General features: G+C 75.7%; 22 protein-coding genes. 11 read left to right on the forward strand and 11 right to left on the reverse strand.

Annotation, left to right across the window (positions count from 1 at the left end; genetic code table 11):
* Window positions 1–15 precede the first annotated feature (15 nt).
* Entirely contained in the window at window positions 16–2,331 is a 2,316-nt protein-coding gene (locus NF338_RS02920; protein ID WP_264029424.1) for a sodium-translocating pyrophosphatase, read from the reverse strand.
* A 234-nt stretch (window positions 2,332–2,565) separates the two neighbouring features.
* Between NF338_RS02920 and NF338_RS02925 the strand changes: the two genes are divergently transcribed.
* The gene (locus tag NF338_RS02925) at window positions 2,566–3,147 is read left to right on the forward strand and encodes a sigma-70 family RNA polymerase sigma factor (protein ID WP_264029425.1); all 582 of its coding nucleotides are present in this window, start codon (window positions 2,566–2,568) and stop codon (window positions 3,145–3,147) included.
* The gene (locus NF338_RS02930; RefSeq protein WP_264029426.1) at window positions 3,144–4,565 is read left to right on the forward strand and encodes a hypothetical protein; all 1,422 of its coding nucleotides are present in this window, start codon (window positions 3,144–3,146) and stop codon (window positions 4,563–4,565) included. The genes NF338_RS02925 and NF338_RS02930 overlap by 4 nt, the downstream gene beginning before the upstream one ends.
* A gap of 31 nt (window positions 4,566–4,596) precedes the next feature.
* On the opposite strand, the gene NF338_RS02935 is transcribed toward NF338_RS02930, so the two are convergent.
* Window positions 4,597–5,427 (reverse strand): alpha/beta fold hydrolase, encoded by an 831-nt coding sequence (locus tag NF338_RS02935; protein WP_264029427.1) that lies wholly within the window; start codon window positions 5,425–5,427, stop codon window positions 4,597–4,599.
* A gap of 116 nt (window positions 5,428–5,543) precedes the next feature.
* Between NF338_RS02935 and NF338_RS02940 the strand changes: the two genes are divergently transcribed.
* Both NF338_RS02940 and NF338_RS02945 read left to right on the forward strand, forming a co-directional pair.
* Complete coding sequence (locus tag NF338_RS02940; protein ID WP_264029428.1) at window positions 5,544–5,912, forward strand: sigma factor; 369 nt, start codon at window positions 5,544–5,546, stop codon at window positions 5,910–5,912.
* 53 nt (window positions 5,913–5,965) lie between these two features.
* Entirely contained in the window at window positions 5,966–7,363 is a 1,398-nt protein-coding gene (locus NF338_RS02945; RefSeq protein ID WP_412845957.1) for a M18 family aminopeptidase, read from the forward strand.
* A gap of 69 nt (window positions 7,364–7,432) precedes the next feature.
* Here the strand turns inward: NF338_RS02945 and NF338_RS02950 are convergent, their stop codons facing one another.
* On the reverse strand, window positions 7,433–8,089 hold the full coding sequence (locus tag NF338_RS02950; RefSeq protein ID WP_264029429.1) for an SRPBCC family protein: 657 nt from the start codon (window positions 8,087–8,089) through the stop codon (window positions 7,433–7,435).
* Window positions 8,090–8,192: 103 nt separating this feature from the next.
* Here NF338_RS02950 and NF338_RS02955 point away from each other — a divergent pair, with 103 nt between their 5' ends.
* Window positions 8,193–10,715, forward strand: a complete 2,523-nt coding sequence (locus tag NF338_RS02955) for a DEAD/DEAH box helicase (RefSeq protein ID WP_264029430.1) — start codon at window positions 8,193–8,195, stop codon at window positions 10,713–10,715.
* Between the two features lie 121 nt (window positions 10,716–10,836).
* Here NF338_RS02955 and NF338_RS02960 read toward each other — a convergent pair whose 3' ends face one another.
* The 8 genes from NF338_RS02960 to NF338_RS02995 all read right to left on the reverse strand — a co-directional run bounded on the left by NF338_RS02960 (window position 10,837) and on the right by NF338_RS02995 (window position 16,373).
* Window positions 10,837–11,316, reverse strand: a complete 480-nt coding sequence (locus NF338_RS02960) for an Rv3654c family TadE-like protein (protein WP_264029431.1) — start codon at window positions 11,314–11,316, stop codon at window positions 10,837–10,839.
* Window positions 11,313–11,795, reverse strand: a complete 483-nt coding sequence (locus tag NF338_RS20960) for a TadE family type IV pilus minor pilin (protein ID WP_318782939.1) — start codon at window positions 11,793–11,795, stop codon at window positions 11,313–11,315. Before NF338_RS20960 ends, NF338_RS02960 begins: the two co-directional genes overlap by 4 nt.
* Window positions 11,796–11,798: 3 nt before the next feature.
* The gene (locus NF338_RS02970; RefSeq protein WP_167551039.1) at window positions 11,799–12,005 is read right to left on the reverse strand and encodes a DUF4244 domain-containing protein; all 207 of its coding nucleotides are present in this window, start codon (window positions 12,003–12,005) and stop codon (window positions 11,799–11,801) included.
* A gap of 252 nt (window positions 12,006–12,257) precedes the next feature.
* The gene (locus NF338_RS02975; protein ID WP_264029432.1) at window positions 12,258–13,064 is read right to left on the reverse strand and encodes an aminoglycoside 3'-phosphotransferase; all 807 of its coding nucleotides are present in this window, start codon (window positions 13,062–13,064) and stop codon (window positions 12,258–12,260) included.
* 64 nt (window positions 13,065–13,128) lie between these two features.
* Window positions 13,129–13,755, reverse strand: a complete 627-nt coding sequence (locus tag NF338_RS02980) for a type II secretion system F family protein (protein WP_264029433.1) — start codon at window positions 13,753–13,755, stop codon at window positions 13,129–13,131.
* A complete protein-coding gene (locus tag NF338_RS02985) occupies window positions 13,752–14,402 on the reverse strand; it encodes a hypothetical protein (protein WP_264029434.1) in 651 nt (216 codons plus the stop codon). Before NF338_RS02985 ends, NF338_RS02980 begins: the two co-directional genes overlap by 4 nt.
* Before the next feature lie 7 nt (window positions 14,403–14,409).
* Entirely contained in the window at window positions 14,410–15,660 is a 1,251-nt protein-coding gene (locus NF338_RS02990; RefSeq protein ID WP_412845961.1) for a TadA family conjugal transfer-associated ATPase, read from the reverse strand.
* Window positions 15,657–16,373, reverse strand: a complete 717-nt coding sequence (locus NF338_RS02995) for a pilus assembly protein FlpE (protein WP_264029435.1) — start codon at window positions 16,371–16,373, stop codon at window positions 15,657–15,659. Before NF338_RS02995 ends, NF338_RS02990 begins: the two co-directional genes overlap by 4 nt.
* 143 nt (window positions 16,374–16,516) lie before the next feature.
* On the opposite strand from NF338_RS02995, the gene NF338_RS03000 reads away from it, so the two are divergent.
* From NF338_RS03000 to NF338_RS03025, 6 genes are all read left to right on the forward strand, one after another.
* On the forward strand, window positions 16,517–17,338 hold the full coding sequence (locus NF338_RS03000; RefSeq protein ID WP_264029436.1) for an HAD family hydrolase: 822 nt from the start codon (window positions 16,517–16,519) through the stop codon (window positions 17,336–17,338).
* A gap of 369 nt (window positions 17,339–17,707) precedes the next feature.
* Window positions 17,708–19,198, forward strand: a complete 1,491-nt coding sequence (locus NF338_RS03005; protein ID WP_264029437.1) for an NAD-dependent malic enzyme — start codon at window positions 17,708–17,710, stop codon at window positions 19,196–19,198.
* Between the two features lie 2 nt (window positions 19,199–19,200).
* On the forward strand, window positions 19,201–20,037 hold the full coding sequence (locus tag NF338_RS03010) for a TrmH family RNA methyltransferase (protein WP_318782940.1): 837 nt from the start codon (window positions 19,201–19,203) through the stop codon (window positions 20,035–20,037).
* Window positions 20,038–20,267: 230 nt separating this feature from the next.
* Window positions 20,268–22,286, forward strand: a complete 2,019-nt coding sequence (gene acs, locus NF338_RS03015; protein WP_264029439.1) for an acetate--CoA ligase — start codon at window positions 20,268–20,270, stop codon at window positions 22,284–22,286.
* Between the two features lie 204 nt (window positions 22,287–22,490).
* Entirely contained in the window at window positions 22,491–23,939 is a 1,449-nt protein-coding gene (locus tag NF338_RS03020; RefSeq protein ID WP_264029440.1) for a cellulase family glycosylhydrolase, read from the forward strand.
* A 116-nt stretch (window positions 23,940–24,055) separates the two neighbouring features.
* Window positions 24,056–25,030, forward strand: a complete 975-nt coding sequence (locus NF338_RS03025) for a pentapeptide repeat-containing protein (protein ID WP_264029441.1) — start codon at window positions 24,056–24,058, stop codon at window positions 25,028–25,030.
* The last annotated feature ends 41 nt before the right edge of the window (window positions 25,031–25,071 follow it).

Raw genomic sequence — 25,071 nt, forward strand, 5'->3', positions numbered from 1 at the left:
CTGGTCCGCGGCGGGTCAGGCGCCGGTCGCGACCCGCTCCGGCTCGACCGACGACTCCTCGCGGTCGACCCGCGCCGCCCGCAGGCGGGACAGGATCACCGCGCCGAAGGCGATCGCCGCGGCGACCACGGCGATGCCGATGCGCAGCGCATGGTTCGCGTCCTCCGGCACGCTCATGAGCACCACCGCGGGCGCGATGAGCACGGACACGAGGTTCATGACCTTGATGAGCGGGTTGATCGCCGGGCCCGCCGTGTCCTTGAACGGGTCGCCGACGGTGTCGCCGATGACGGTCGCCGCGTGCGCCTCGGAGCCCTTGCCGCCGTACGCGCCGTCCTCGACGATCTTCTTCGCGTTGTCCCACGCACCGCCCGAGTTGGCGAGGAAGACCGCCATGAGCACGCCCGCGCCGATCGCCCCGGCGAGGAAGCCGGCGAGCGGGCCGACGCCCAGGCCGAACCCGACCGCGATGGGCGCGAACGCGGCGAGCAGACCCGGAGTCGCGAGCTCGCGCAGCGAGTCGCGCGTGCAGATGTCCACGACCTTGCCGTACTCCGGGCGCTCCTGGAACGTCATGATCCCGGGGTGCTCGCGGAACTGGCGGCGCACCTCGAAGACGATCGCCCCGGCGGCCCGTGTCACGGCGTCGATCGCGAGGCCGGAGAAGAGGAAGACCGTCGCGGCGCCGAGGATCACGCCCACGAGCGTGATCGGCGAGATGATCTCGTAGTCGAGCATCGCCGTGACGAGGCCGCTCCCGACCGTCTGGACGTCCGCCATCGCGTGGCTCACGGCGTCGGCGTACGACCCGAAGAGCGCGGTCGCGGCGAGGACCGCCGTCGTGATCGCGATGCCCTTGGTGATGGCCTTCGTCGTGTTCCCGACGGCGTCGAGGTCCGTGAGGATCTGCGCCGCCTCCGGGTCGCCGTCGCCCGACTCGCCGACCGACATCTCGTAGATGCCCTGCGCGTTGTCGGAGACCGGGCCGAACGTGTCCATCGCGACGATGACGCCGACCGTGGTGAGCAGCCCGCACCCGGCGAGCGCCACGAGGAACAGCGCGAGCCACACCGAGCCGCCCGCGAGGAGGAACAGGCCGCAGATCGCGGCGGCGATCACGCCCGCCGTGTACACCGCGGACTCGAACCCGACGCCGATGCCGGACAGGACGACCGTCGCCGCACCCGTCCGGGAGGTGGCCGCCACGTGCAGGGTCGGCTTCGACGTCGTGCCGGTGAAGTAGCCCGTGATCCACAGGATGATGCCCGCGAGGACGATGCCGATGACGACCGCGAGGCTCGCGACGACGCGCGGGTCGGCCGCGAGGCCGGACAGGTCGCCGAGGTCCGCGGTGCCGTCGAGCGCCGCGAACGACGACGGCAGGTAGACGAACGCCGCGACCGCGGCGAGCACGGCACCGATGAGCGCGGACAGGTAGAAGCCGCGATAGATGGCCTTGAGCCCGTTCTCCTGGCCCCGCACGCGCGTGATGAAGACGCCGAGCACCGCGACGAGCGCGCCGATCGCCGTGACGACGAGCGGGAAGACGAGGCCCTCCTCGCCCATCGCCGCCTTGCCGAGGATGAGCGCGGCGACGAGCGTCACGGCGTACGACTCGAAGAGGTCGGCGGCCATCCCGGCGCAGTCGCCGACGTTGTCGCCCACGTTGTCCGCGATCGTCGCCGCGTTGCGCGGGTCGTCCTCGGGGATGCCCTGCTCGACCTTGCCGACCAGGTCCGCGCCGACGTCGGCCGCCTTGGTGAAGATGCCGCCGCCGACGCGCATGAACATGGCGAGCAGCGCGGCGCCGAAGCCGAAGCCCTCGAGCACGGCCGGGGCGTCGCCCTTGTAGATCAGCACGACCCCCGCGGCGCCGAGCAGGCCGAGGCCGACGACCGACATGCCCACGACGCCGCCCGTCCGGAACGCGATGCGCGCGCCCTCGGTGCGTCCGCCGGGCCGGGTCGCGGCCGACGCGACGCGCACGTTGGCGCGCACCGCGAGCCACATGCCGAGGTAGCCGATCGCTGCCGAGAACCCGGCACCGACGAGGAACGCGACCGAGCGCCCGACGCGGATGCCGCCGTCACCGGGCAGCAGGAACAGCAGGCCGAACACGATCACCGCGAACAGCGCGAGCGTGCGGAACTGGCGGCTCAGGTAGGCCCCGGCGCCCTCCTGCACGGCCTGAGCGATGTCCTGCATCTTCGCCGTGCCGTCCTCCGCGGCGAGGACCTGTCTGCGCAGGACGAACGCGAAGACCAGCGCCACGAGCGCGATCACCGCGATGACGGTGACGATGGTGAGACTTTCCGAACCGAGCGTGAGCATCCGTCCTCCTTGACGAACCGCGCGACCGTCGCGCCGGTCCCCTGCCGGAGCGATGGGGGTGAGTCTACGCACGTGTGGCGCACGTCACGACCACTCGTGCAGGACGTCACAAACGTGGCGCGCCGACCGGCCCTGGGCCGCACTGAACCGCGCTCTCCCGCCACCCCAACGAAACGCTCGACCCCGTCGTTGAGAAGGACAAGAGTGGTTCCACGAGCGGGGGAGGCGGTCGCGATGGCGCGATGGGAAGAGGTGCTGGACGAGATCGTCCGCACGCGGCGACGCGCCCTGGTGGGCTACGCCTATCTGCTGACGGGAGACGTCACGGAGGCGGAGGACCTCGTGCAGGACGCCCTGTTCCGGACGTTCCGGCGGGGCCGCGCGGCGACCGACTTCGCTCTCGCCGAGAGCTACGTCCGGCGCGCGGTCCTCAGCGGGTTCCTCGACGGCACCCGACGGCGGCGGCGCTGGGACGGCGTGCGCCACCTCCTCGCCCCGCCCGACCCGGCCGACCGCGTCGAACCGGTCGTCGAGGCGCGCGTCGACGTCGTCGAGGCGCTCGGCGTGCTGGCTCCCCGCGAGCGCGCGTGCGTCGTCCTGCGCCACTTCTCCGACCTCACCGTCCGGGATGTCGCGGAACGGCTCTCGCTGAGCGAGGGCACCGTCAAGCGGTACCTGAGCGACGCGAACGCCAAGCTCGCGGCACGGCTCGGCCCGCTGCGCGTCGCCGACGACGACCTGCCCGTCACGCCTCCCGTCCGCGGGACCGCCCCGTCCACCCCGTCCGCCCCGTCCGCCCCTGGAGGTGCGCGATGAACCGCCCCACGAACCCCGGCCCCGTCGACCTCGACGTCGTGCTGCGGTCGGTCGCCGACGAGGTGGTCCCCCAGACCGACGACGCGACCTCTGCCGGTCTCGTCCGCGACGGCGTCCGCCACGTCCGCCGTCGCCGTGCCGTCCTGGTCGGCGCGGCCGCCGTGCTCGCCGTCGCCGCCGCGGGCGTCGGCGCGAACGCCCTGCTCGCCGAGGAGCCTCGCCCCGTCCTGCCCGCTCCCGCCCCGAGCCCCGAGCCCACGCCGAGCCCTGCACCCACCCACCGGGCCGCGTTCCCCTCGCCCGTCACGACCGACGCGCTCCGGTGCGGCGAGCCCGCACCCGCCGCGACGGGCGCGGCCCTGCTCGCGACGGCGTCGGTCGACCCCGCCGCCGTCACCGTCGCGTCCTCGGACCTCGTCGAGGTCCCGGGCCGCGTGTCCGTCGACGCCGCCGCGCGCGTGAGCGCCGTGGACCCGACCGGGCTCACCGGGTACGTCGTCGTGCAGGACGGGCTCGTCGTGTCGTCCGTGACCCCCACGAACCTCGACGGCGCGGCGCCGGTCGACCTCGCCGAGGGCGACGTGCTCGACCTCACCACGTCGGTCGACTCGTTCGCCTCGTGCGACCCCGCCGGCGTCACGGAGCACTCGCCGTCGCTCCTGCCGGGCGACTACGAGCTCGCGGTCGTCGTCCCCTGGGTCGTGTCGTCGTACGCGCTGGAGCGCGACGGCGCCTGGGGCGAGCCCGTGACCGCCGCCACCGGGCCGGGCGAGCCGCTGTTCGACGGTTGGCTCGTGACGCCGTCGGTCCCGTTCACGGTCTCGGCCGCCCCCGACGCGGAGCCTCCGGCGACCCCGGCGACCCCCGACCCCGTACCCGGGGCCTTCACCGGCCCGACGACGACGTTCCCCGGCGCGCCGTCGTACGAGGACCTCCAGTGCGGCATGCCCGCCCCGTCCCCGACCGGCGACGAGCTCCTCGCACGGCTCGAGACCCCGGGAGCCCTCTCGGTGGCGAGCGGGACCGAGGCCACCCTCGCCGCCCGGCTCGCCGGGCTCCCCACGGCGCGCACCGAGACGGTCGACTTCCGCTGGCTCCGTGCGTACGTCGTCGCCCAGGACGGGACCATCGTCAGCTCGACCGTACCGGCCACCGACTCCGAGGCGTACGCCGTCCTCGAGCCGGGCGCGACCGAGCAGCTCGACCACGCCGTCACCATCGCGGTGGCGTGCGAGTGGGGAATGCCCTCGGACGCGTCCCTGCCGCCGGGCGAGTACACGGTGCAGGTCGTGCACCCGTGGATGATCACGCGGTACTCGCTCCAGCAGGTCGACGGGTCGTGGGGTGCCGAGACCACGGGTGGGGGCCTCTACAAGGGCTGGCTCGTCTCGGCACCGGTCCGGCTGACGATCACCTGACCCGACGCCGATCCGGGCCGGTCAGGGCCGGTCAGATCCGGGCGTGCCCGTGCGGTGCGCCCGGCGTGCGCCGCTGGGTGCGGTGACCGCCCGCCGCGAGTCGCGCGACGACGTCGGGCCGGGTGAGCGGGAACAGGTGCCCCTCGCCCGCGAGCCCGACGCGCGGGACGGCGAGCCGGTCGGACAGCTCCCGCTGCTGGCGCAGGAACCGCGCGCTCCCGCGCAGACCCGTGACGAGCAACGGGTCCGCCGCCGTGGACAGGGAGCGCCCTGAGTCGAGCAGCGCGCGCACGCGCGGCGCCTGCTCCCAGCTCGCGAACCACTCGTGGGCGAGCATCGTCCAGGTGCTCGCGCTCCCGTAGCGCACCCGCGCCACGTCGCGCGGGAGCGGGTCCGGGCGGCGGGCGACGACCCGCACCGCCCCGCGCCGCAGGGCCGGTCCGGCCGTCGCGAGCGCGCTGCCGACCAGCGCAGCCAGCGCGTCCCCCGCCCGGGCGGTCGGCCGCCCCGGGTGCAGGGCCGGGAGGTGTGGCTCCCACGGGCTCGTCGGGTCGAGGAGGACGAGGCGACGCACCTCGTCCGGGTGCAGCAGCGCCCACTCCAGCGCGGCGAGCCCGCCCACGGAGTGCCCCACGAGGCCCACCGGTCCGGAGCCGTCGACCCGCAGGGTCGTCCGCACCGCGTCGACCGGCCCGGTGACGGGCGTGCGCCACGCGTCGAGGACGCGAACGTCGTCGGTCCCGGCGACGACGCGGAGCTCGTCCGCGAGCGGTGCGGAGTCCTCGGGCGTCAGCGCCAGCCCGGGCAGGATGACCCAGGTCGACGCGCGGTCCGGCGCGTCCGCTCCTCGGCCTGCGCTCACGGACCCACCCTAGGGAGCGGACCCGCGCCCCGCGCGGTACAACGTTTCGCGGGCGCCGCTCGTCTCAGGGTGCGACAGGACGAACGCACCCGCGCCGTCCCAGCTCGAGGAGGACCGTGCGACCAGCGACCGGCCAGGACCGCCCCGACGACGACCCGCTCACGGTGCTCGTGCGGGACCGCGGCAGCGCGCTCGTGGGCTACGCGTACCTCCTCACCGGGGACGTCCCCGCCGCCGAGGACCTCGCGCAGGAGGCCGTGGTCCGCGTGTTCGTCCGGTCCCGCCGCCACCGGTGGCCCGACGCTCCCGAGTCGTACGTGCGCCGCGCCATCCTCTCGCTGTACGTCGACGGGAACCGGCGCACCCGGCGCTGGCGCGACGTCGAGCACCTCGTCGCCGTTCCCCCGCACCGGGACGGACCGGCGGACGCCGCCGGCACGTCCACGGCGATCGTCAGCGCACCGTTCGAGGTCGTCGTCGGGTGACTCTTCTCGGCAGCGGCCCGGGGTGACGACCCGCCGTGGGTGATGATGGGCGGGTGACCTCACCGACCACGCCCGCCGTGACCGATCCGACCCTGCACGACCGCGCGCTCGCGCACGCCAACGACCTGGCGACGTTCGTCGAGGCGTCCCCGTCGTCGTACCACGCGGCCCACGAGGTCGCTCGTCGCCTGGAGGCCGTCGGCTTCGAGCGGCTCGACGAGACGGCGGCGTGGCCGTCGGCTCCCACCGGCGGGGCCGGATCCCCGGGCGGGCGGTACGTCGTCGTGCGCGACGGCGCGGTGATCGCCTGGGCGGTCCCGGCCGGCGCGACCGCCACGACGCCGTTCGCGGTCCTCGGCGCGCACACCGACTCGCCCGGCTTCAAGCTCAAGCCGCGGCCCGGCGTCGTGCGCGAGGGCTGGTGGCAGGCGGGCGTCGAGGTCTACGGCGGCCCGCTGCTCAACTCGTGGCTCGACCGCGAGCTCGAGCTCGCCGGGCGCCTGGTGACGTCCGACGGCGAGGAGCACCTCGTGCGCACCGGCCCGCTCCTGCGCGTCCCGCAGCTCGCGATCCACCTCGACCGTGCCGCGAACGACGGGCTCGCGCTCGACAAGCAGCAGCACACGCAGCCGGTGTGGGGGCTGGCCTCGGCGGCCGGCCCGGCGGGGTCCGACGCGGTGGGTGCGGGGGCCGGGCCGGGTGGCGGCGACGTGGTCGCCGAGCTCGCGCACCACGCGGGCGTCCGGGCGAGCGAGGTCGCGGGCTACGACGTCGTCGTCGCGGACACGCAGTCGCCGCGCGTGTTCGGCGCGCACGGCGCGTTCCTCGCGTCGGGCCGCCTCGACAACCTGCTCTCCGTGCACGCCGGGCTCGTCGCGCTGCTCGAGGTCGCCAGGACGCCGGACGCCCCTGTCGACGGCGACGTGATCCCCGTGCTCGCGGCGTTCGACCACGAGGAGATCGGGTCCGAGTCACGCTCCGGCGCGTCGGGACCGTTCCTCGCTGACGTGCTCGACCGGATCGCGGCCGGCCTCGGCGCGACGGAGGAGGAGCGGCACCGCCAGCTCGCGGCGTCGCTGTGCGTGTCGAGCGACGTCGGGCACTCCGTGCACCCCAACTACCCGGAGCGTCACGACCCCGCGAACCGGCCGCTCGCGGGCGGCGGGCCGATCCTCAAGATCAACGCGAACCAGCGGTACACGACCGACGCGCACGGCGCGGCGGCCTGGTCCCGGGCCTGCGCGCGGGCGGGCGTGCCGAGCCAGGAGTTCGTGTCCAAGAACACCGTGCCCTGCGGCTCGACGATCGGCCCGCTCACCGCGACCCGCCTGGGCATCCGCACGGTCGACGTCGGCGTCCCCATCCTCTCGATGCACTCCGCGCGCGAGCTGACGGCGGTCGTCGACCCGTGGTACCTCGCCCGCGCGGTTGCGGAGGTCTTCCGCGGCTGAGCCACGCCCCACCGTTGAGTGCGGGATGCTTGTCGTCGCACGGGGCCTTCGGCTGCACCTGTCCCGCACTCAGCGGTGAGGGCGGCGCGTCGCCCGGTTGCGGACGCCGCGCAGCATCTTCTGCGTCATGAGGAAGCTCACCGGCTGTACCGCCTCGACCATGGCCCGGCCCACGACGCCGAGCGGGAGATAGCGCTCGCGGACCAGCAGGCGTGAGCGCGGCACGCCGTCCTCGCCCGGCGGCAGCGGGCGGACGACGAACGCCCACGAGAACCGGAACGGCATCGTGTCCGGCTGTCCCGGTCCGGGCGAGCCGAGCAGCACGAGGTGCGAGCCCTGCTCCAGGAGCGCGACGCGCAGCACGGCCTCGTCGGCGAGGTGGACGTCGTCGCCCACGGCCAGGCCCTGCCAGCGCTCCTCGATCGCGTCGGCGCTGTGGATGTCCAGGCCGACCAGGTTCTCCAGGGCGTCGTACGAGTAGAAGCCCCCGCGGCCCTGACCTAGCTGCACGAGCCACGGCCACACGTCCGCCGGCGGCGCATCGACCGTGACGGCCCGCGTCGCGACGACGGCGCGCGCGTCCGGCACGAGGTCGTCGCCCGGGAGCACGCACTCGTGCTCGCCCTCCCACGTGCCCCAGGTCTGGGTCATGCGCCGGGTGAGCAGGAGCGCCCCGACGGCGAGCGCCGTCGTCGCCACGACCCGGACCCCGCGTACCGCTCCCATGCGTCGATCCTCGGCCGCGGGGCACGTGCCGCGCGAGGGCCGGAGGTCCCGAGCACGGCCGCCGTCGGCCGAAGGACGGGCCGGAGGTGGGAGACTCGGAGGCGTGCCGCACGCCCCCTCCCCCGCCTCCCTGCGACCGACGAGCGCGGCCCTGCTCGACGTGCTGCGCGCGGGCGGGCGGCGCGACGAGCGGCTGCTGCACGTGCGCGAGCTGCCCGCGCGGGAGGGCACGCAGGCCGACTGGCCGGGCTGGGCCGACACGTCGCTCGTCGCGGGGTACCGCACGCTCGGCGTCGACCGCCCGTGGGAGCACCAGGTCGTCGCGGCCGACGCCGCGTGGTCGGGCCGGCACGTCGCTCTCGCCACGTCCACGGGGTCCGGCAAGTCGCTCGCGTTCTGGCTGCCCGCGCTCACGTCGGTGCGGGCCGACGCCGCCGCGCGCGTCCTCGACCCCGGCCGCATCGAGTCGGTCGCACGCCGTGGCTCCGTGCTCTACCTCTCCCCCACCAAGGCGCTCGCCGCGGACCAGCTCGCGGGGCTCCAGCGGCTGCTCGACGCCGCGGGGACGCGCGACGTGCGGGTCGCGACGTGCGACGGCGACACCGGGCAGGACGAGCGGCGCTGGGTCCGCGAGCACGCCGACGTGGTGCTGACCAACCCCGACTTCCTGCACTTCGCGCTCCTGCCGTACCACCGCGGCTGGTCGCGGCTGCTGCGCGACCTGCGCTACGTCGTCGTCGACGAGGGCCACGCCTACCGCGGGGTGTTCGGCGCGCACGTCTCCCTCGTCCTGCGACGCCTGCGGCGCCTCGCCGCCCACTATGCGCGCGAGGGCGACCGGCCGCCGACGTTCGTCGTCGCGTCGGCCACGACCGCCGACCCCGCGACGAGCGCCGCGCGGCTCGTGGGGGTCGAGCCCGACGACGTCGTGACCGTCTCTCAGGACACCTCGCCCGCGGGGCGCAAGACGTTCGCGCTGTGGGAGCCGCCCGTCGTCGTGGGCTTCGACGCGTCGTCCACGGCCGGACCCTCCGACGCGCCCGCCGAGGGCCGCGAGGACGACCCGACCGTCCCGACGACGGTCGACGCCGCGGCGGAGCACCCGCGACGCAGCGCGACCGCCGAGGCCGCCGACCTCCTGGCGGACCTCGTCATCGCGGGGGCGCGCACGCTCGCGTTCACGCGCTCACGCCGGGGCGCGGAGTCGGTCGCGGTCCAGACGCAGGACAGCGTGCGCGTCGTCGACCCGCGGCTCGTGCGACGCGTCGCCGCCTACCGGGGCGGCTACCTGCCCGAGGAGCGGCGCGAGCTGGAGGACGCCGTGCGCACGGGCGACGTCCTGGGCCTCGCGACGACCAACGCGCTCGAGCTCGGCGTGGACATCTCCGGGCTCGACGCCGTCCTCATCGCGGGGTGGCCGGGCACCCGCATGTCGGTGTGGCAGCAGGCAGGCCGTGCCGGGCGCGCGGGCGCCGACGGCCTCGTGGCGTTCGTCGCGCGCGAGGACCCGCTCGACACCTTCCTCGTGCACCACCCCGAGGCGGTGTTCGACGCCCCGCTCGAGGCGACCGTGTTCGACCCCGCGAACCCCTACGTCCTCGCGCCACACCTGTGCGCGGCCGCGGCCGAGAACCCGTTGCGCTCCGACGACCTCGCGGCGTTCGGCGACCCCGCGGCGGTGCGCGGGCTGCTCGACGTGCTCGTCGCTCGCGGCGCGCTGCGCCGTCGCGCGTCCGGCTGGTACTGGACGCACGCGCAGCCCGCGTCGGGCATGACGGACCTGCGCGGCTCGGGCGGCGCGCCCGTACGGGTCGCCGAGGCCCGCACCGGCCGGTTGCTCGGCACGGTCGACGCCGCGTCCGCGGACGGGTCCGTGCACGACGGCGCCGTGTACGTCCACCAGGGCCGCACCTACGTCGTCGAGCACCTCGACCTGACCGACCACGTCGCGCTCGTGCGGCGCCAGGACGTCGACCACGGGACGTGGTCGCGGTCCACCACGTCCATCACGATCGTCGACGAGCCCGCGGACGGGGACGTCGCCGCCGGGCGAGAGGTCGTCGAGCGGAACTGGGGGCCCGTCGGCTGGGGGTACGGCCCGGTCGACGTGTGCTCGCAGGTCGTGAGCTTCCAGCGCCGCCGCCTCCCGGACATGCAGGTGCTCGGCACCGAGACGCTCGACCTCCCCGAGCGCACGCTGCCGACCATGGCCGTCTGGTGGACGGTCCCCGCGTCCGTGATCGAGGAGGCGGAGGTCGACGTCGACGAGCTGCCCGGTGCGCTGCACGCCGCCGAGCACGCGTCGATCGGCCTCCTGCCGCTCCTCGCGACGTGCGACCGCTGGGACCTCGGCGGCGTCTCCACCGCCCTGCACGCCGACACCGGCGAGGCGACCGTGTTCGTGCACGACGCCTACCCCGGCGGAGCGGGCTTCGCCGAACGCGGGTACGAGCTCGGCGCGACGTGGCTGCGCGCCACGCGGGACGCCATCGCGCGCTGCCCGTGCCACGACGGCTGCCCGGCGTGCGTGCAGTCCCCCAAGTGCGGGTCGTACAACGCCCCGCTCGAGAAGGCCGCCGCCGTCCGCCTGCTCGACGCCGTCCTCGCCCACGCCCCCACCCCGTAGAGCCGTGGTCGCGCAAGGTAGAGCCGTGGTGTGCGCGAGGTAGAACCGGGTTTCTGTGCCCGACGGCGCGTGGTCGCCTGGGGTGGTCGGGGTGGGCGGTCACCGTGACCAGCGCGCTCGTTCAGCGCGCGGTCGCCGGACCCGCGCGGGCGGCGGCCGTCGCCCCGCCCAGCGCGACACCGAGGACGGTGACGCCGGCGGTCGAGGCGACGTCGACCCGCACGACGCCGCCGCCCTGCTCTGCGCACGTGGTGACCGCCGCCGCGTTGCGTGCCGCGACCTCGCGGGCGCGTCCGCACGGGTCCCAGCCATCCCGAGCGGCCGTGGCGGCTGCGAGCGCCGCGAGGTCGGCCCCGGTCTGGGCCGCCCCGCGGGCTGCCTGGGCGTGCGCGAGCGCCGCCAGGCCGAGGGCGAGCACGAGGACGGCGGCGACGATGCCGAGCACCAGCACCGTGCCCGCGCCGCGCTCCTCGTCGGACGCCGCGTCGGGCGCCTCGTCGTGCCGCTCGATCCCGACCTGGGCCGCGCGGCGACGGGTGCTGCGGGACCGCCGGGCGCTCGCGGCGCGACCTCTCCTCCCGTCGGTCGCGTCACGGGTCATGGCTCGACCCACGCGACGGCCTCGCCGCTGGCGCGCAGCGGCGATCCCGAGAGCCACCCGCCCACCACGGGCGTCGTGACGCGGACCTCGACCCACGGGTCGCCGCGCACGACGCCGACGGTCGCACCGTCCCCGGCCACCCGGAGCGCCGTCGCGCGCACGGTCGCGTCGTCCTCGCCGACGGCCGCAGCACGGGCGGCGGCCCTCGCCGCGTCGGCGGAGCGCATCTGCGCGCCCGCCGCCGCGGCGAGGGTGAGGACGACGACGAGGACGAGGACGACCGCCGGCAGCGCGACGGCGAGCTCGGCCGTGACCGCACCCCGCTCCCGGTCGTCGCGCGACCGGGCCCCGCGCGGACGGACCTCACGCGGACCGACCTCCCGCGGGCAGGCCTCCCGCGGGCAGGCCTCCCGCGGGCAGAGCGCCAACGGCCTGGGCCAGCCCCACGCACCAGTGCCCGTGCCTGCGTCGCGTCGCACGGCTCAGCCCAACGACAGCGCGCTGCGCACGATGCCGAGCAGCAGCTCGCGCACCTCGCCGCTCTTGAGCACGACGATGAGCAGCCCGGCGAATCCCGCCGCCGCGACGGTCGCGATCGCGTACTCCGCGGTCGCGAGACCGGCCTCGCCGTCCTGTCCCGTGCTCGTCCCCGTCAGGCGCGCGAGCGCGCGCCGAACCCGTCCTGGCATGTCAGGTCTCCCCTCTCGTGGCCCGCGTCCGCGGGCGGTCCAGGACACCGTGGCGGATTGCCGACCGGGTCCGCACCCGGCGCCGCGCCGCCGGTGGACGGGACCCTCGCGCGACGGACCTGTGGACGGCGACGGTCCCGCTCCTCGGGGCATCTCCGTGCCGGGAACCCCTGCGCGCGTGCGCGCGCCGAGGCTCCGCACCCGCCGGTCGCGCCGTTCGTCATGCCGAGTACCCCGCGGGCGTGCGGGCCGTCAGTCCCAGGTCAGCGGGTCCAGGAAGAGGTGGAACCGGAGCCGGTCCGCGTCTACCGGAGACCCGTAGAGCGGCGGGAGCTGATCCCGGAGGTGCTGCGCCTCGCCCGGCCAGGTGTCCTGCGCGCTCGCGAGCAGCAACGAGAGGTCGGCGTGCCGGTCGGCCGCTCCGAGGCGACCGAGGTCGACGAACCCGGAGACCTCCAGCGTCTCGGGGTCGAGCAGGATGTTGGGCAGGCAGAGGTCGCCGTGACAGACCACCTGGTCGGCCACCTCCTGCTCCTGGCGCACCGGCAGCTCTGCGGTGAGCTCGGCGAGGAGGTCGTGGCCGGACCGGGACTCCTGCTCGGGACGCAGGAACTCCCGCCGCACGGCGCCACGCGCCACCACGTCCTGCGCCAGCGCGTACATGGTGCGCAGCCCTCGGTCGAACGGGCAGCCGCCCACGGGGACGTCGTGGAGCGCCCGGACCGCCACCACGATGTTCGCCCACGCCCGGCGCGCCTGGTCGGGACCGACCTGGTCGGCGGGCGTCCCCGCCACCGCGGTGGTCGTCAGGACCGCCTCGTCTGGGGCTTCCACCCATCCCAGCAGCCGTGGCCCGGGGATCCCCTGGTCACCGGCCCACCGCACGCGGTCACGTTCACCGGCCAGCGCGACCACCTCGTCGCCGTCCACGACCTTGGCGTACCGAGCCCCGTCCGTGCTCACGAAGACCCGGGCGGACGACTCGCCGCTACCGACCTCCTCCCAGAGCCCCTGGTCGAGGCCTCCCGGCTCGGTCGGGCCGACGGCAGTCGCTTCCATGGACTCACTGTAGTGAGCGGCCAGTCCGCCCAGTACGTCGAGCCGACAGTCCGGCAGTCGACGGCTACCCGCCCAGCAGACCGGACCCCAGCGAGACGAGGACGGGCACCAGCCCGACGAGCACGAACGCCGGGAGGAAGCAGGCGCCGAGCGGGAGGACGAGGTGCACGGCGAGGCGCGCCGCGGCGGTCTTGGCCGCGGCGGTCCGGTCCTGCCGCGACGCCTGCGCCGCGGCCCGCAGCGCGGGCGCGGGGGCGGCACCGTGCAGCCAGGCCGGGCGCAGCGCGCGCTGCACGACCGCGAGCCGCGGCGGGGCGCCCACCCAGGCGGCGTCCCACGAGGCGCCGAGGAGGAGGGCCGCCCCCGCGGCCCGCAGCCCGGAACCGTCCCGACCCCCGACGCACGACCCGACCACGTCCAGGGCACGCGGGACGGCCGCGCCGGAGCGGACCGCCGCCGCGAGGAGCTCGAGGAGCACGCCGGTCTCGATCGCGGTCCCGGCGTCGTCCGGGCGCCCCCGGCCTCCGCGCCCGGTCCCCCGCTCCCCCTCGCCCCACGCGCCGTCAGGGGGGCCGCCGGCGCTCGCCGCACGTCGCGCGACCCCGACGACCCGCCGCCCGACGGCCGACCGCGCCACCCACCACGGCGTCGTCGCCACCAGGACCCACGCCGCCACCAGGAGCGCGGTCACCGGTCCTCTCCCGCGACGCGTGCCCGCTCGACGAGCCGTGCGGACCAGGTGCGCCCGGCGAGCAGGAGCAGGAGCCCGAGCAGCACCCCGACCGAACCGAGGCCGCCGTCGGTCGCGGTGCCGAGCGGGTCGGCGCCGAGGACGTAGCCCAGCAGGACGCCCACCGCCGGGAGCCACAGGAGCACGCGCGCGGTCGCCCGGGGTCCGGCGAGCGCGGCGTCCCGCTCCGCGCGGGCCTCGGCGTCCGCCGCCACCGAGGCCGCGACCTCGTCGAGCACGGAGGCGAGCGGCGCACCCACCTCGAGCGCGAGGCGGCACGCCGCCACGAGGGCCCGCGCGGTCGCGGGCCCGCCCACGTGGGGCGCGAGGTCGACGACCCGGGGGACGCCCGCGGCGTCGACCCGCACGCCGACCGCTCGCTCCCACGCGGCGCCGGGCGCGGCGCCGGACCGCAGGAGCGACCCCACCTGCGTCACGACGACGCGCACGAGCTCCGGCACCGCCTGCGTCCGGGTCCGGCGCCGCAGGAACGGCGGTCGCCCCGGACGCGGCGACGGCGAGCCGACGACGCCGCGGGCCCGCCGCCCGCCCCGCACGGTCACGCACCAGGTCGCGGCCCCGACGAGGACGCCCACGAGGACCGTCATGCGGGCCTCACGCGCACCACCGCGCCACGAGCTCGTCCCAGGCCGGGCCCGCGACCGGTCCGGCACCGCCGCCGGAAGACCCACCGCGCGAGCCCGGCACCCCGTCCCACGACCCCGCGACGTCCACGCGCAGACCGCCCCGCTCGTCGCCACGCACGACCCCGACCTGGGCGAGCACGCGCCGGGTCGTGCCGCCCGCGCGCACGCGGCGCAGGTGCAGCACCACGTCGAGCCCGCCGACGGCCTGCGCCGCCACGGCGGCCCGGTCCATGCCCGCGAGCGCCGCCAGCGCCTCCAGCCGGGCCGGGATCGCCTCGACGTCGTTGGCGTGGATGGTCGCCAACCCACCCTCGTGGCCGGTGTTGAGCGCCATGAGCACCTCCCGGACCTCGGCGCCGCGGCACTCGCCCAGCACGATGCGGTCGGGCCGCATCCGCAGCGCGGCGCGCACGAGGTCGGCGAGGTCGACCCCGCCGGCGCCCTCGACGTTCGCCCGGCGCGCGGTGAGCGGGACGACGTGCGGGTGGTCCGGGTCGAGCTCGCGCGCCTCCTCGACGCAGACGATGCGCTCGTCGGGCGGGACGAGCGCGAGCAGCGCGGCGAGCAGCGTCGTCTTGCCGGTCCCGGTCCCGCCGGACACGAGCACGCTCGCGCGCCGGGCGACGAGCCCGCGCAGGACCGGCTCCCAGACGCGCGGGACCGTGCCGGACGCGACGAGGTCGGCCAGCCCGAACGTCCGCGTCCGCAGCACGCGCAGCGAGATCACCGCTCCGGCTGCGCACACGGGCGCCACCACCGCATGGAGGCGCGTCCCGTCGGGGAGCCGGGCGTCGACCACGGGCGAGGCGTCGTCGAGGCGCTGGCCGCCCGCGGCGGCGAGCCGCACGGCCAGCGACCGCACGGCGTCCGACCCGCCGATCGGGACGACGACCCGTTGGAGCCCTGCGCCACGGTCGACCCAGACCTCGTCCGGACCGTTGACGAGCACGTCGGTCACGCCCGGCTCGTCGAGGTAGCGCTGGAGCGGGCCGGCGCCGAAGATCTCCGCGTGCGCCGTGCGGGTGAGCTCCCGCAGCGCGGTGGTACCGAGCACGCGCCCGGACGCCCGCAGCGCGTCGGCGACGGCCGCGTCGTCGGGGCCCGCTCCCGACCCGGCTCCCGGCTCGGCGCCGGCCCGCACGAGGCGGTCCCGGACGCCGTCGAGCAGCGGGCCGCGTCCCCGCGCGGTCCGCCCGGGAGCGGAGTCCCGCCCGCTCACCCGACGCTCCCCGCGTACCGCGCCGCGAGGTCCCGACCCGCGCGGACGACCGGCCCCCGGCCGACGCACGGACCCTGGCCGCGCTCGATCGCCCCGGCGAGCGCCCGGTCCCAGCCGACCGTCGCGGCGACGTCGAGCCCGACGGCGTCCGCGACCTCGCCGCCGGACAACCGCCCCGGAGCGGGCCTGCGCAGGACGAGTGCCGCTCGACCGGGGACTCGGTCGCGCACCGCCGCGGCGCCCGCGACCCCGGCCACGTCGAGCGGCGTCACGACCAGCACCTCGTCGCACGCCCCGAGCAGCCCCGCGACCGCGGCACCGGACCCGAGCGCGGCACGGTCGACGTCGAGCACGAGCACCCCCGACCGCCCCGACGTGACCTCGGCGAGCGCCGCCACGACGTCCCCGAGCGCCGCGGGCTCCGGGCCACCGCCCCGCTCGGTGCTGACGACGGGGACCGTGCCCCACCGCGGCAGGCGCGCGAGGAGGTCCTCGCCGTCGAGCCGGCCGCGCGCGTCGGCGAGGTCGGGCCAGCGCACGCCCGGGTCCTGCTCGACGCCGAGGAGCACGTCGAGGCCACCGCCCACGAGCGCGAGGTCGACCAGGCAGGTGGGTGCGCGACGTCGCGCCACCGCCCGGGCGAGCGAGGACGCGACGACGCTCGCCCCTGCCCCGCCCCGCGCCCCCACCACCGCCACGACCGCTCCGCCCATCACGTCCTCCCCCGCCGCCCGTCGACCGGCGCCCACCCTGCCGTGACCCGCCGGTCGTCGTCGGGCCGCGCGTGCGACCTGTGGACGGGTGCCCCGGCGAGCGCTCCTGTGGACGGCCACGTTCCGCCGCTAGGCTCGCGACCGTGACCCCGCTCCCGGACCCGCCGCACCCGCCGCGCACCGGCCGGGTCGCCGCGTTCTTCGACCTGGACAAGACGATCATCGCGACGTCGTCGGCCGCGGCGTTCTCCCGGCCGTTCTTCGCCGGCGGGCTCATCAACCGCGGGGACGTGCTGCGCAGCGCGTACGCGCACTTCCTCTTCATGGTCGGCGGCGCGGACGCGGACCAGACCGAGCGGATGCGCGCGCACCTGTCGAGCCTCGTGACCGGGTGGGACGTCGCCACGGTGTCGCGCATCGTCGAGGAGACGCTGCACGAGCACATCGACCCCGTCGTCTACGCGGAGGCGGTCGAGCTCATCGAGTCCCACCACGAGCACGGGCACGACGTCGTCATCGTGTCCGCCTCCGGGAGCGAGGTCGTCGAGCCCATCGCGGCGGTGCTGGGCGCCGACCACGCGATCTCGTCCCGCATGGCCGTCGAGGACGGCCGGTACACGGGCGCGATCGACTTCTACGCGTACGGCGAGAACAAGGCCGTCGCGCTCCGCGAGCTCGCCGAGCGCGAGGGGTACGACCTGGAGGCGAGCTACGCCTACTCCGACTCCGTGACCGACGCCCCCATGCTGGGCGCCGTCGGGCACGCGTTCGTCGTCAACCCCGACCGGACGCTGCGCCGGCTCGCCGCCGAGCACGGCTGGGGCGCCCTGACGTTCTCGAAGCCCGTCGCCCTGCGGTCGCACCTCGCCGGTTCGACGCCGGTCCTCGCCGCGGCGGGGGTCGTCGCGCTCGGCGTCGTGGCGTGGGTCGTCTGGCGCGCGCTGCGCCGCCGCAGCCGGGGCTGAACGGGGCCGGGCCGAGGTCACGAATCCACCGGGCGCCCGCCGAAGGGCCCGATCCGGACCTCCCGGACCAACCGCTCGGGGCTGTTCGAACGGCTGTAGAACACGGTGTGGAAGTACCCGGGGAGCGGTTGCGCTCGGCGGTCGCCCGGGCTGTGATGGAGGGACAACAGCATCCCGGCGGTACCCACGCGCAGGAAGTCCACGTAGGGACTCGCTGACCGGACGAGACCCGGCCACGACGGCCGCCTCGCGCCGTTGCAGCGGACACATGTGCACGCCTGATAGCCGCCGTGATGCTGGCGGGACGGCGCTCCTGAGGGGGCGCCGTCGTCGTGCCGGGCGCAGGGCCGCCGCGCGATACTGGGGCCCATGACGTCAGCGCCGAGTGTCTCCTCCTCCATCACCGTCCGCCTGCAGGTCGAGGCGCGCCCCACCGCCGTGAGCGAGCTGACGACGGCGATCGAGCACACGGGCGGGATCGTCTCCGCGCTCGACGTCACGGCGTCGGGCCACGAGCGCATCACGGTCGACGTCACGGTCGCGACGCGCGGCGAGGAGCACGCCGGGCAGATCGTCGAGGCGCTGCGCGCGCTGCCGGGCGTCGTCGTCGACCGCGTCTCCGACCGCACGTTCCTGCTGCACCTGGGCGGCAAGCTGAAGATCGAGTCCAAGGTGCCGATCCGCAACCGCGACGACCTCTCGATGATCTACACGCCCGGCGTCGCGCGCGTGTGCGAGGCCATCGCGGCCAAGCCCGACGACGCGCGGCGGCTCACGATCAAGCGCAACACCATCGCGGTCGTCACCGACGGCTCGGCGGTGCTCGGGCTGGGCGACATCGGGCCGCTCGCCTCGCTCCCGGTCATGGAGGGAAAGGCTGCGCTGTTCAAGCGGTTCGCGGACATCGACGCGTTCCCCATCGCGCTCGACACGACCGACGTCGACGAGATCGTGCGGACCGTCAAGGCCATCGCGCCCGTGTTCGCGGGCATCAACCTCGAGGACATCTCGGCGCCGCGCTGCTTCGAGATCGAGGCGCGGCTGCGCGCCGAGCTCGACATCCCGGTGTTCCACGACGACCAGCACGGCACGGCGATCGTCGCGCTCGCGGCGCTGACGAACGCGCTCAAGGTCGTCGGCAAGGAGCTGCCCGACGTGCGCATCGTCCTGTCGGGCGCCGGCGCCGCCGGGACCGCGGTGCTCAAGCTGCTGCTCGCGGCGGGCGCGCACGACGTCGTCGTCGCGGACGTCGAGGGCGTCGTGCATCCCGGGCGTCCCGGCCTGTCCCCGTCGCTCGCGTGGACGGCGGTCAGCACCAACCCGCGGCACGTCACGGGGACGCTGCGCGAGGCCGTCGTGGACGCGGACGTCTTCATCGGCGTGTCCGCGCCCGACGTCATCACCGGCGACGACGTCGCGCGCATGGCACCCGGCGCGATCGTCTTCGCGATGGCGAACCCGCGCCCGGAGGTGGACCCGGTCGAGGCGGCGCGGCACGCGGCGATCGTCGGCACCGGGCGCTCCGACTTCGCGAACCAGATCAACAACGTCCTCGCGTTCCCGGGCGTGTTCCGCGGCCTCCTCGACGCGCAGTCGCACCGCATCACCGACGGCATGCTGCTCGCCGCGGCGCGCGCGCTCGCGTCCGCGATCCACGAGGACCAGCTCAACCCCACCTACATCATCCCGAGCGTGTTCAACCCCGAGGTGACGACCCTCGTCGCCGCCGCGGTCGAGCGCGCCGCGCGCGAGGCCGACGAGGCCGAGCCCGCCGCGCTCACCGGCGGGCTCCCGCGCGTCGCGCCCGCGACGGTGCCCCCGTCGGTCTCGCCGACCTCGACCACCACCCCGGAGGCCTGACCGTGCAGCGCGTCACCACCCGCAACGCCGCGTTCCAGCAGTGGGAGGCGCTCCTCACCAACCGCACCAAGCGGCACCGCGCCGGCGAGACGCTCGTCCAGGGGGTGCGCCCGATCACGCTCGCGGTCGAGTCGGGCTGGACCGTGCGGACGTGGCTCGTCGACGCGGACCGGTCGCTGTCGAGCTGGGCGCACGCGATGCTCGACCGCGTCCGCACCCAGCGGTTCGCCGTGTCGTCGGAGCTCATGCGCGAGCTCGGCGGCAAGGACGACGACGCCCCCGAGCTGCTCGCGGTCGTCGCGACGCCGCCCGACGACCTGGGACGGATCGCCACGGGCCGTCGAGCCGGAGGGGACGACGACGCCGCGTTCCTCGGCGTCGTGCTCGACCGCCCCACGAGCCCGGGCAACGTGGGGACCGTCGCGCGCTCGCTCGACGCGTTCGGCGGCGGCGGGCTGGTCGTCGCGGGGCACGCCGCGGACCCGTACGACCCGCGCGCCGTGCGCGCCAGCACCGGCTCGATCTTCTCCGTGCCGACGGTCCGCGTCCCCGCCGGGCGCGACGTCCTCGACTGGGTCGCCGCACAGCGCTCCGCCGGGGTCCCGCTGACCCTGCTCGGGACGGACGAGCACGGCGACGTCGAGCTCGCCGACCACGACCTCACGGGGCCGACCCTCGTCCTGACCGGCAACGAGACGTCCGGCCTCAGCGCCGGGTGGCGCGAGGCGTGCGACGTCATGGTCCGCATCCCCATGCTCGGCTCGGCGAGCTCGCTCAACGCCGCGAGCGCCACGACGGTCGTGCTGTACGAGGCCGTGCGCCAGCGCCGGGCACGCTGACGCGGGCTGGCTCCGGGTCCACGCCCGCGGTGCGGGTCCCACCCTCGGGGCATTTGCGAGCGATCCCGCCGAATGGTGGACCTCAGTGACCGCGCTCACGTCAACGGGTCTAGACTCCCGAAGGTCGGGGCCCGCCACGGTGGGCGTCCGGCCGCCCTGCGTCCGCCTCCGCTCCCCCGGTGGCCCACGCACGGGCGCCGCACCAGAGTCGATGCGCACCGGAGGTCAGCGTGCCAGAGAACGAGTCCACCACCGCCCAGCCCGGGTTGGAGAACCTCCTCCACGAGACCCGGAGCTTCCCGCCGAGCCCGGAGTTCGCCGCGCAGGCGAACGCGCAGCCCGAGCTCTACGAGGAGGCGCGGGCCGACCGGCTCGCGTTCTGGGCGCGGCAGGCGAACGACCTCGTCACGTGGCGCACGCCGTTCACCGAGACGCTCGACTGGTCGCAGGCCCCCGTCGCGCGCTGGTTCGCGGACGGCACGCTCAACGCCGCGTACAACGCGGTGGACCGCCACGTCGAGGCGGGCCTGGGCGACCGGGTCGCGATCCACTTCGAGGGCGAGCCGGGCGACACGCGCACGGTGACGTACGCGGAGCTGCAGCGCGACGTGTCGCGCGCGGCCAACGCGCTCGCGTCCCTCGGCGTCGAGACGGGCGACCGGGTCGTCATCTACCTGCCGATGGTCGTCGAGGCCGTCGTCGCGATGCTCGCGTGCGCGCGGATCGGCGCGCCGCACTCCGTCGTGTTCGGCGGGTTCTCGGCGGACGCGCTGCGCAGCCGCATCGCCGACGCCGAGGCGAAGCTCGTCATCACGGCCGACGGCGGGTACCGCCGCGGCGCGGCCTCGGCCCTCAAGCCCGCGGTCGACGAGGCGCTCGCACCCAAGGAGGGCGCGGACCCGACCACGGTCGAGCACGTGCTCGTCGTGCGTCGCACGGGCCAGGACACCGCGTGGACCGAGGGCCGCGACGTGTGGTGGCACGACGCGCTCGAGTCGGCCGACACGACGCACACGCCCGTGTGGGTCGAGGCCGAGCACCCGCTGTTCATCCTCTACACGTCCGGCACGACCGGGAAGCCCAAGGGCATCCTGCACACGACCGGCGGCTACCTCACGCAGGCCGCGTACACGCACCGCAACGTCTTCGACCTCAAGGCCGAGAGCGACGTCTACTGGTGCACCGCCGACATCGGCTGGGTCACGGGCCACTCGTACGTCGTCTACGGGCCGCTGCTCAACGGCGCGACGCAGGTGATCTACGAGGGCACCCCGGACTCCCCGCACCAGGGCCGCTGGTGGGAGATCGTCGAGAAGTACAAGGTCTCGATCCTCTACACCGCGCCGACCGCGATCCGCGCGTGCATGAAGTGGGGCGAGGAGATCCCGGCGAAGTTCGACCTCGCGTCGCTGCGCGTCCTCGGCTCGGTGGGCGAGCCCATCAACCCCGAGGCGTGGATGTGGTACCGCCGCGTCATCGGCGGCGACCGCACGCCCATCGTCGACACGTGGTGGCAGACGGAGACGGGCGCGATCATGATCTCGCCCCTGCCGGGCGTCACGGCCGCCAAGCCGGGCTCCGCCCAGGTGCCGCTCCCGGGCATCGTCGCGGACGTCGTCGACGACGAGGCGCACTCCGTGCCGAACGGGGGCGGCGGGTACCTCGTGCTGTCCGAGCCGTGGCCGTCGATGCTGCGCGGCATCTGGGGCGACCTCGAGCGCTTCAAGGACACGTACTGGTCGCGCTTCCCGGGGATCTACTTCGCTGGCGACGGCGCCAAGAAGGACGAGGACGGCGACATCTGGCTCCTCGGCCGCGTCGACGACGTCATGAACGTCTCGGGCCACCGCCTGTCCACGACGGAGATCGAGTCCGCGCTCGTGTCGAACGAGATCGTCGCCGAGGCGGCGGTCGTCGGCGCGAGCGACGACCTCACGGGCCAGGCCGTCGTCGCGTTCGTCATCCTGCGCGGCGAGCACGCGGCCCGGGCCGCGGACGCCGACGGCGCCGCCGCGGTGCAGACCGACCTGCGCAACCACGTGGCGAAGGAGATCGGGCCCATCGCCAAGCCGAAGCGCATCCTCGTCGTGCCGGAGCTGCCCAAGACGCGGTCCGGCAAGATCATGCGCCGCCTGCTGCGCGACGTCGCGGAGAACCGCACCGTCGGCGACGCGACGACCCTCGCCGACTCGTCGGTGATGGACCTCATCTCGGCCGGCCTGCAGAAGCCGTCGTCCTCGGACGACTGACGGGCCCACCGCCGACCGCGGGGTTGGTGTCGTTCTCCGGCGGAGAAGGACACCAACCCCGTTCTCGTGGGCGGGCGGGCCCGTTCTCGTCGCCGGGCGACGTCGCTTAATCGGTTCAGGTCTGCCCGACGGCGGCGCCCCGACCCCACGATGTCGGGGCACGCCGACCCGGGCGTGCGCAGCCGACAGAGACGAGGTCGTCCCATGAGCCGCACCGCTCCCGCACCCGACGCCGACGCCGCCCGACCGCCCGGGACCGGACGGTCCGCCCCGCTCGTCGCCGCGCTCGTGACCGCCGCGGTCCTCGCCACGTGCGGCGCGGTCGCGACGGTCACCGCGCGGTCGGCGGCGGCCACCGAGACAGATGCCGGGGCGGACACCCCGCCGGGGATCCACGTCGCGGACGGGAGGGTCGTCGAGGCCGATGGCACGGACCTCGTGCTGCGCGGCGTCAACCACGCCCACACCTGGTACACCCACACCACGGGGTCCTTCGCCGACATCAAGGCCACGGGCGCCAACACGGTCCGCGTCGTCCTGTCGAGCGGTGACCAGTGGACGCGCAACTCCCCGGAGGACGTCGCGCACGTCGTCGACCTGTGCGAGGAGAACCGCCTCGTGTGCGTCCTCGAGGTGCACGACACGACGGGCTACGGCGACCAGTACGCACCCGACGCCGGCACGCTCGACCAGGCGGTCGACTACTGGGAGGACCTGTACCCGACGCTCGCCGGTACGGAGGACTTCGTCCTCGTCAACATCGGCAACGAGCCGTTCGGTAACGACGCGACGGTCAACCAGCGGTGGGCGCCCGAGACGTCGGCCGCGATCCAGCGGCTGCGCGGCATCGGCTACGAGCACGCGATCGTCGTCGACGCCCCGAACTGGGGGCAGGACTGGACGAACGTCATGCGCGCCGAGGCGCAGGGCGTGTTCGACGCCGACCCGGACGCGAACACGATCTTCTCCATCCACATGTACGGCGTGTACGCGCAGGCGGCGACGGTCACGGACTACCTGGAGGACTTCGTGGACGCCGGGCTGCCGATCATGGTGGGCGAGTTCGGCTGGAAGCGCGCCGAGGGCGACGTCGACGCGGACGTCGTCATCGCGGAGGCGAACCGCCTCGACCTCGGCTGGCTCGCGTGGTCGTGGAGCGGCAACACCGATCCGTACCTCGACCTGGTCCTCGGGTTCGACGCCGCGGCGCCGAGCGCGTGGGGCACGCGCGTGATCGACGGTCCGGGCGGTCTGCGCGAGACCGCGGTCGAGGCGTCGTGGTTCGGCGGCGACGGACCGGTGGACCCTCCGGACCCCACCGACCCGCCAGACCCGACCGACCCGCCGGACGACGGGGCGTGCTCCGGGACGGTCCGTGTCGCGAGCGCGTGGCCCGGCGGGTGGCAGGGCGAGCTCGTCGTCACGGCGGGTGACGCGGCGGTCACGGGCTGGACGGCGACGTTCGCGCTGCCGTCGGGCACCGCCGTCGCGCAGGTCTGGGGCGGGGTGCACAGCACCTCCGCCTCCGGCGAGCAGGTGACGAACGCCGCGTGGAACGGCGCCCTCGCCGCGGGCGCGACGGCGACCGCCGGGTTCATCGCGACGGGCGCCGCCCCGACCACCGCCCCCGCGGCGGCCTGCACCGCTCCCTGAGCCCGCGCCCCGCGCGCGGGGGGCCGGCGACCGGGTCGCCGATCCGGTCACCGGTCCCGCGCTCGCCCGCCGATATGCCCGTGCCCGGCGTCCCGCGGACGGCGTAGCGTCGGGACGTGCCACCCGTTCCCGCGGCCGACGGTCGCGCCCTCCTCGTCGAGCAGCTCGGCCTGCGCAGCGACTGCTCGCGCTGCACCGGCCTGTGCTGCGTCGGGCTGCACCTGGTGCGCTCCGCCGACTTCGCGATCGACAAGCCCGCGGGCACGCCCTGCCCGAACCTGCGCGACGACTTCGGCTGCGGCATCCACTCACGGCTGCGCGAGTCCGGGTTCCCCGGCTGCGTCACGTACGACTGCCTCGGGGCCGGCCAGCGCGTGACGGCGGCCGTCCGGTCCGCGCACGACGGCGCGACGTGGCGTGACGACCCGGCCGCCGCGAACGACGCGTTCGCCGCGCTCCCCCTCGTCACGCAGCTCCACGAGCTGCTCTGGTACCTCGCCGAGGTGCTGTCGCTCCCCGCCGCAGCGCCCGTGCACGACGACGCACGGCGGGCCCTCGCGCGGACCGCGCCCCTCGCGGACCTCGCCCCGGCGGACCTCCTCGCGCTCGACGTCGGTGCCGTCCGCCGCGACGTCGGGCCGCTGGTCGACCGTGCGAGCACGCTCGTGCGCGACGCGGCCCGGGCCACCGCGTCCCGCCGCCCTCCGCGTCGGGGAGCGGCCGACGCCCGGTCGCGGAGCACGCGCGGCCGAGGACCCACCGGCGGTCGCCGCGACGGCGCGCCAGGCTCCGTCGTCGTGCACCGGGCGCCCGACGGTGGCTTGCGACGCCGGCTGCGGCCCGGCGCGGACCTCGTCGGCGCCGACCTGCGCGGTCTCGACCTCACCGGTTCCGACCTCCGCGGCGCGCTGCTGCTCGGCGCGGACCTACGAGGGGGCCGGCTCGACGCCGTCGACCTCCTCGGCGCGGACCTGCGCGGCGCCGACGCGCGCGGTGCCGACCTCGCGCGTGCGCTCTTCCTCACCCCGGCGCAGGCGGGCGCCGTCCGCCGGGACGACCGCACGACCCTCCCTGCCGCGCTCCGCCCCTGACCTGGGGCACCGCGACATCGGCACTCCCTGTCGAGATCGGC

Source organism: Cellulosimicrobium sp. SH8 (assembly GCF_025818875.1).
Lineage (GTDB): Bacteria > Actinomycetota > Actinomycetes > Actinomycetales > Cellulomonadaceae > Cellulosimicrobium > Cellulosimicrobium cellulans_D.

Coding starts and splice junctions, on each gene's coding strand:
- NF338_RS02920 (WP_264029424.1), bottom strand. CDS start 2,331: ATGCTCACGCTCGGTTCGGAAAGTCTCACCATCGTCACCGTCATCGCG.
- NF338_RS02925 (WP_264029425.1), top strand. CDS start 2,566: ATGGCGCGATGGGAAGAGGTGCTGGACGAGATCGTCCGCACGCGGCGA.
- NF338_RS02930 (WP_264029426.1), top strand. CDS start 3,144: ATGAACCGCCCCACGAACCCCGGCCCCGTCGACCTCGACGTCGTGCTG.
- NF338_RS02950 (WP_264029429.1), bottom strand. CDS start 8,089: ATGGGAGCGGTACGCGGGGTCCGGGTCGTGGCGACGACGGCGCTCGCC.
- NF338_RS02960 (WP_264029431.1), bottom strand. CDS start 11,316: ATGACCCGTGACGCGACCGACGGGAGGAGAGGTCGCGCCGCGAGCGCC.
- NF338_RS02970 (WP_167551039.1), bottom strand. CDS start 12,005: ATGCCAGGACGGGTTCGGCGCGCGCTCGCGCGCCTGACGGGGACGAGC.
- NF338_RS02975 (WP_264029432.1), bottom strand. CDS start 13,064: ATGGAAGCGACTGCCGTCGGCCCGACCGAGCCGGGAGGCCTCGACCAG.
- NF338_RS02985 (WP_264029434.1), bottom strand. CDS start 14,402: ATGACGGTCCTCGTGGGCGTCCTCGTCGGGGCCGCGACCTGGTGCGTG.
- NF338_RS02995 (WP_264029435.1), bottom strand. CDS start 16,373: ATGGGCGGAGCGGTCGTGGCGGTGGTGGGGGCGCGGGGCGGGGCAGGG.
- NF338_RS03005 (WP_264029437.1), top strand. CDS start 17,708: ATGACGTCAGCGCCGAGTGTCTCCTCCTCCATCACCGTCCGCCTGCAG.
- NF338_RS03020 (WP_264029440.1), top strand. CDS start 22,491: ATGAGCCGCACCGCTCCCGCACCCGACGCCGACGCCGCCCGACCGCCC.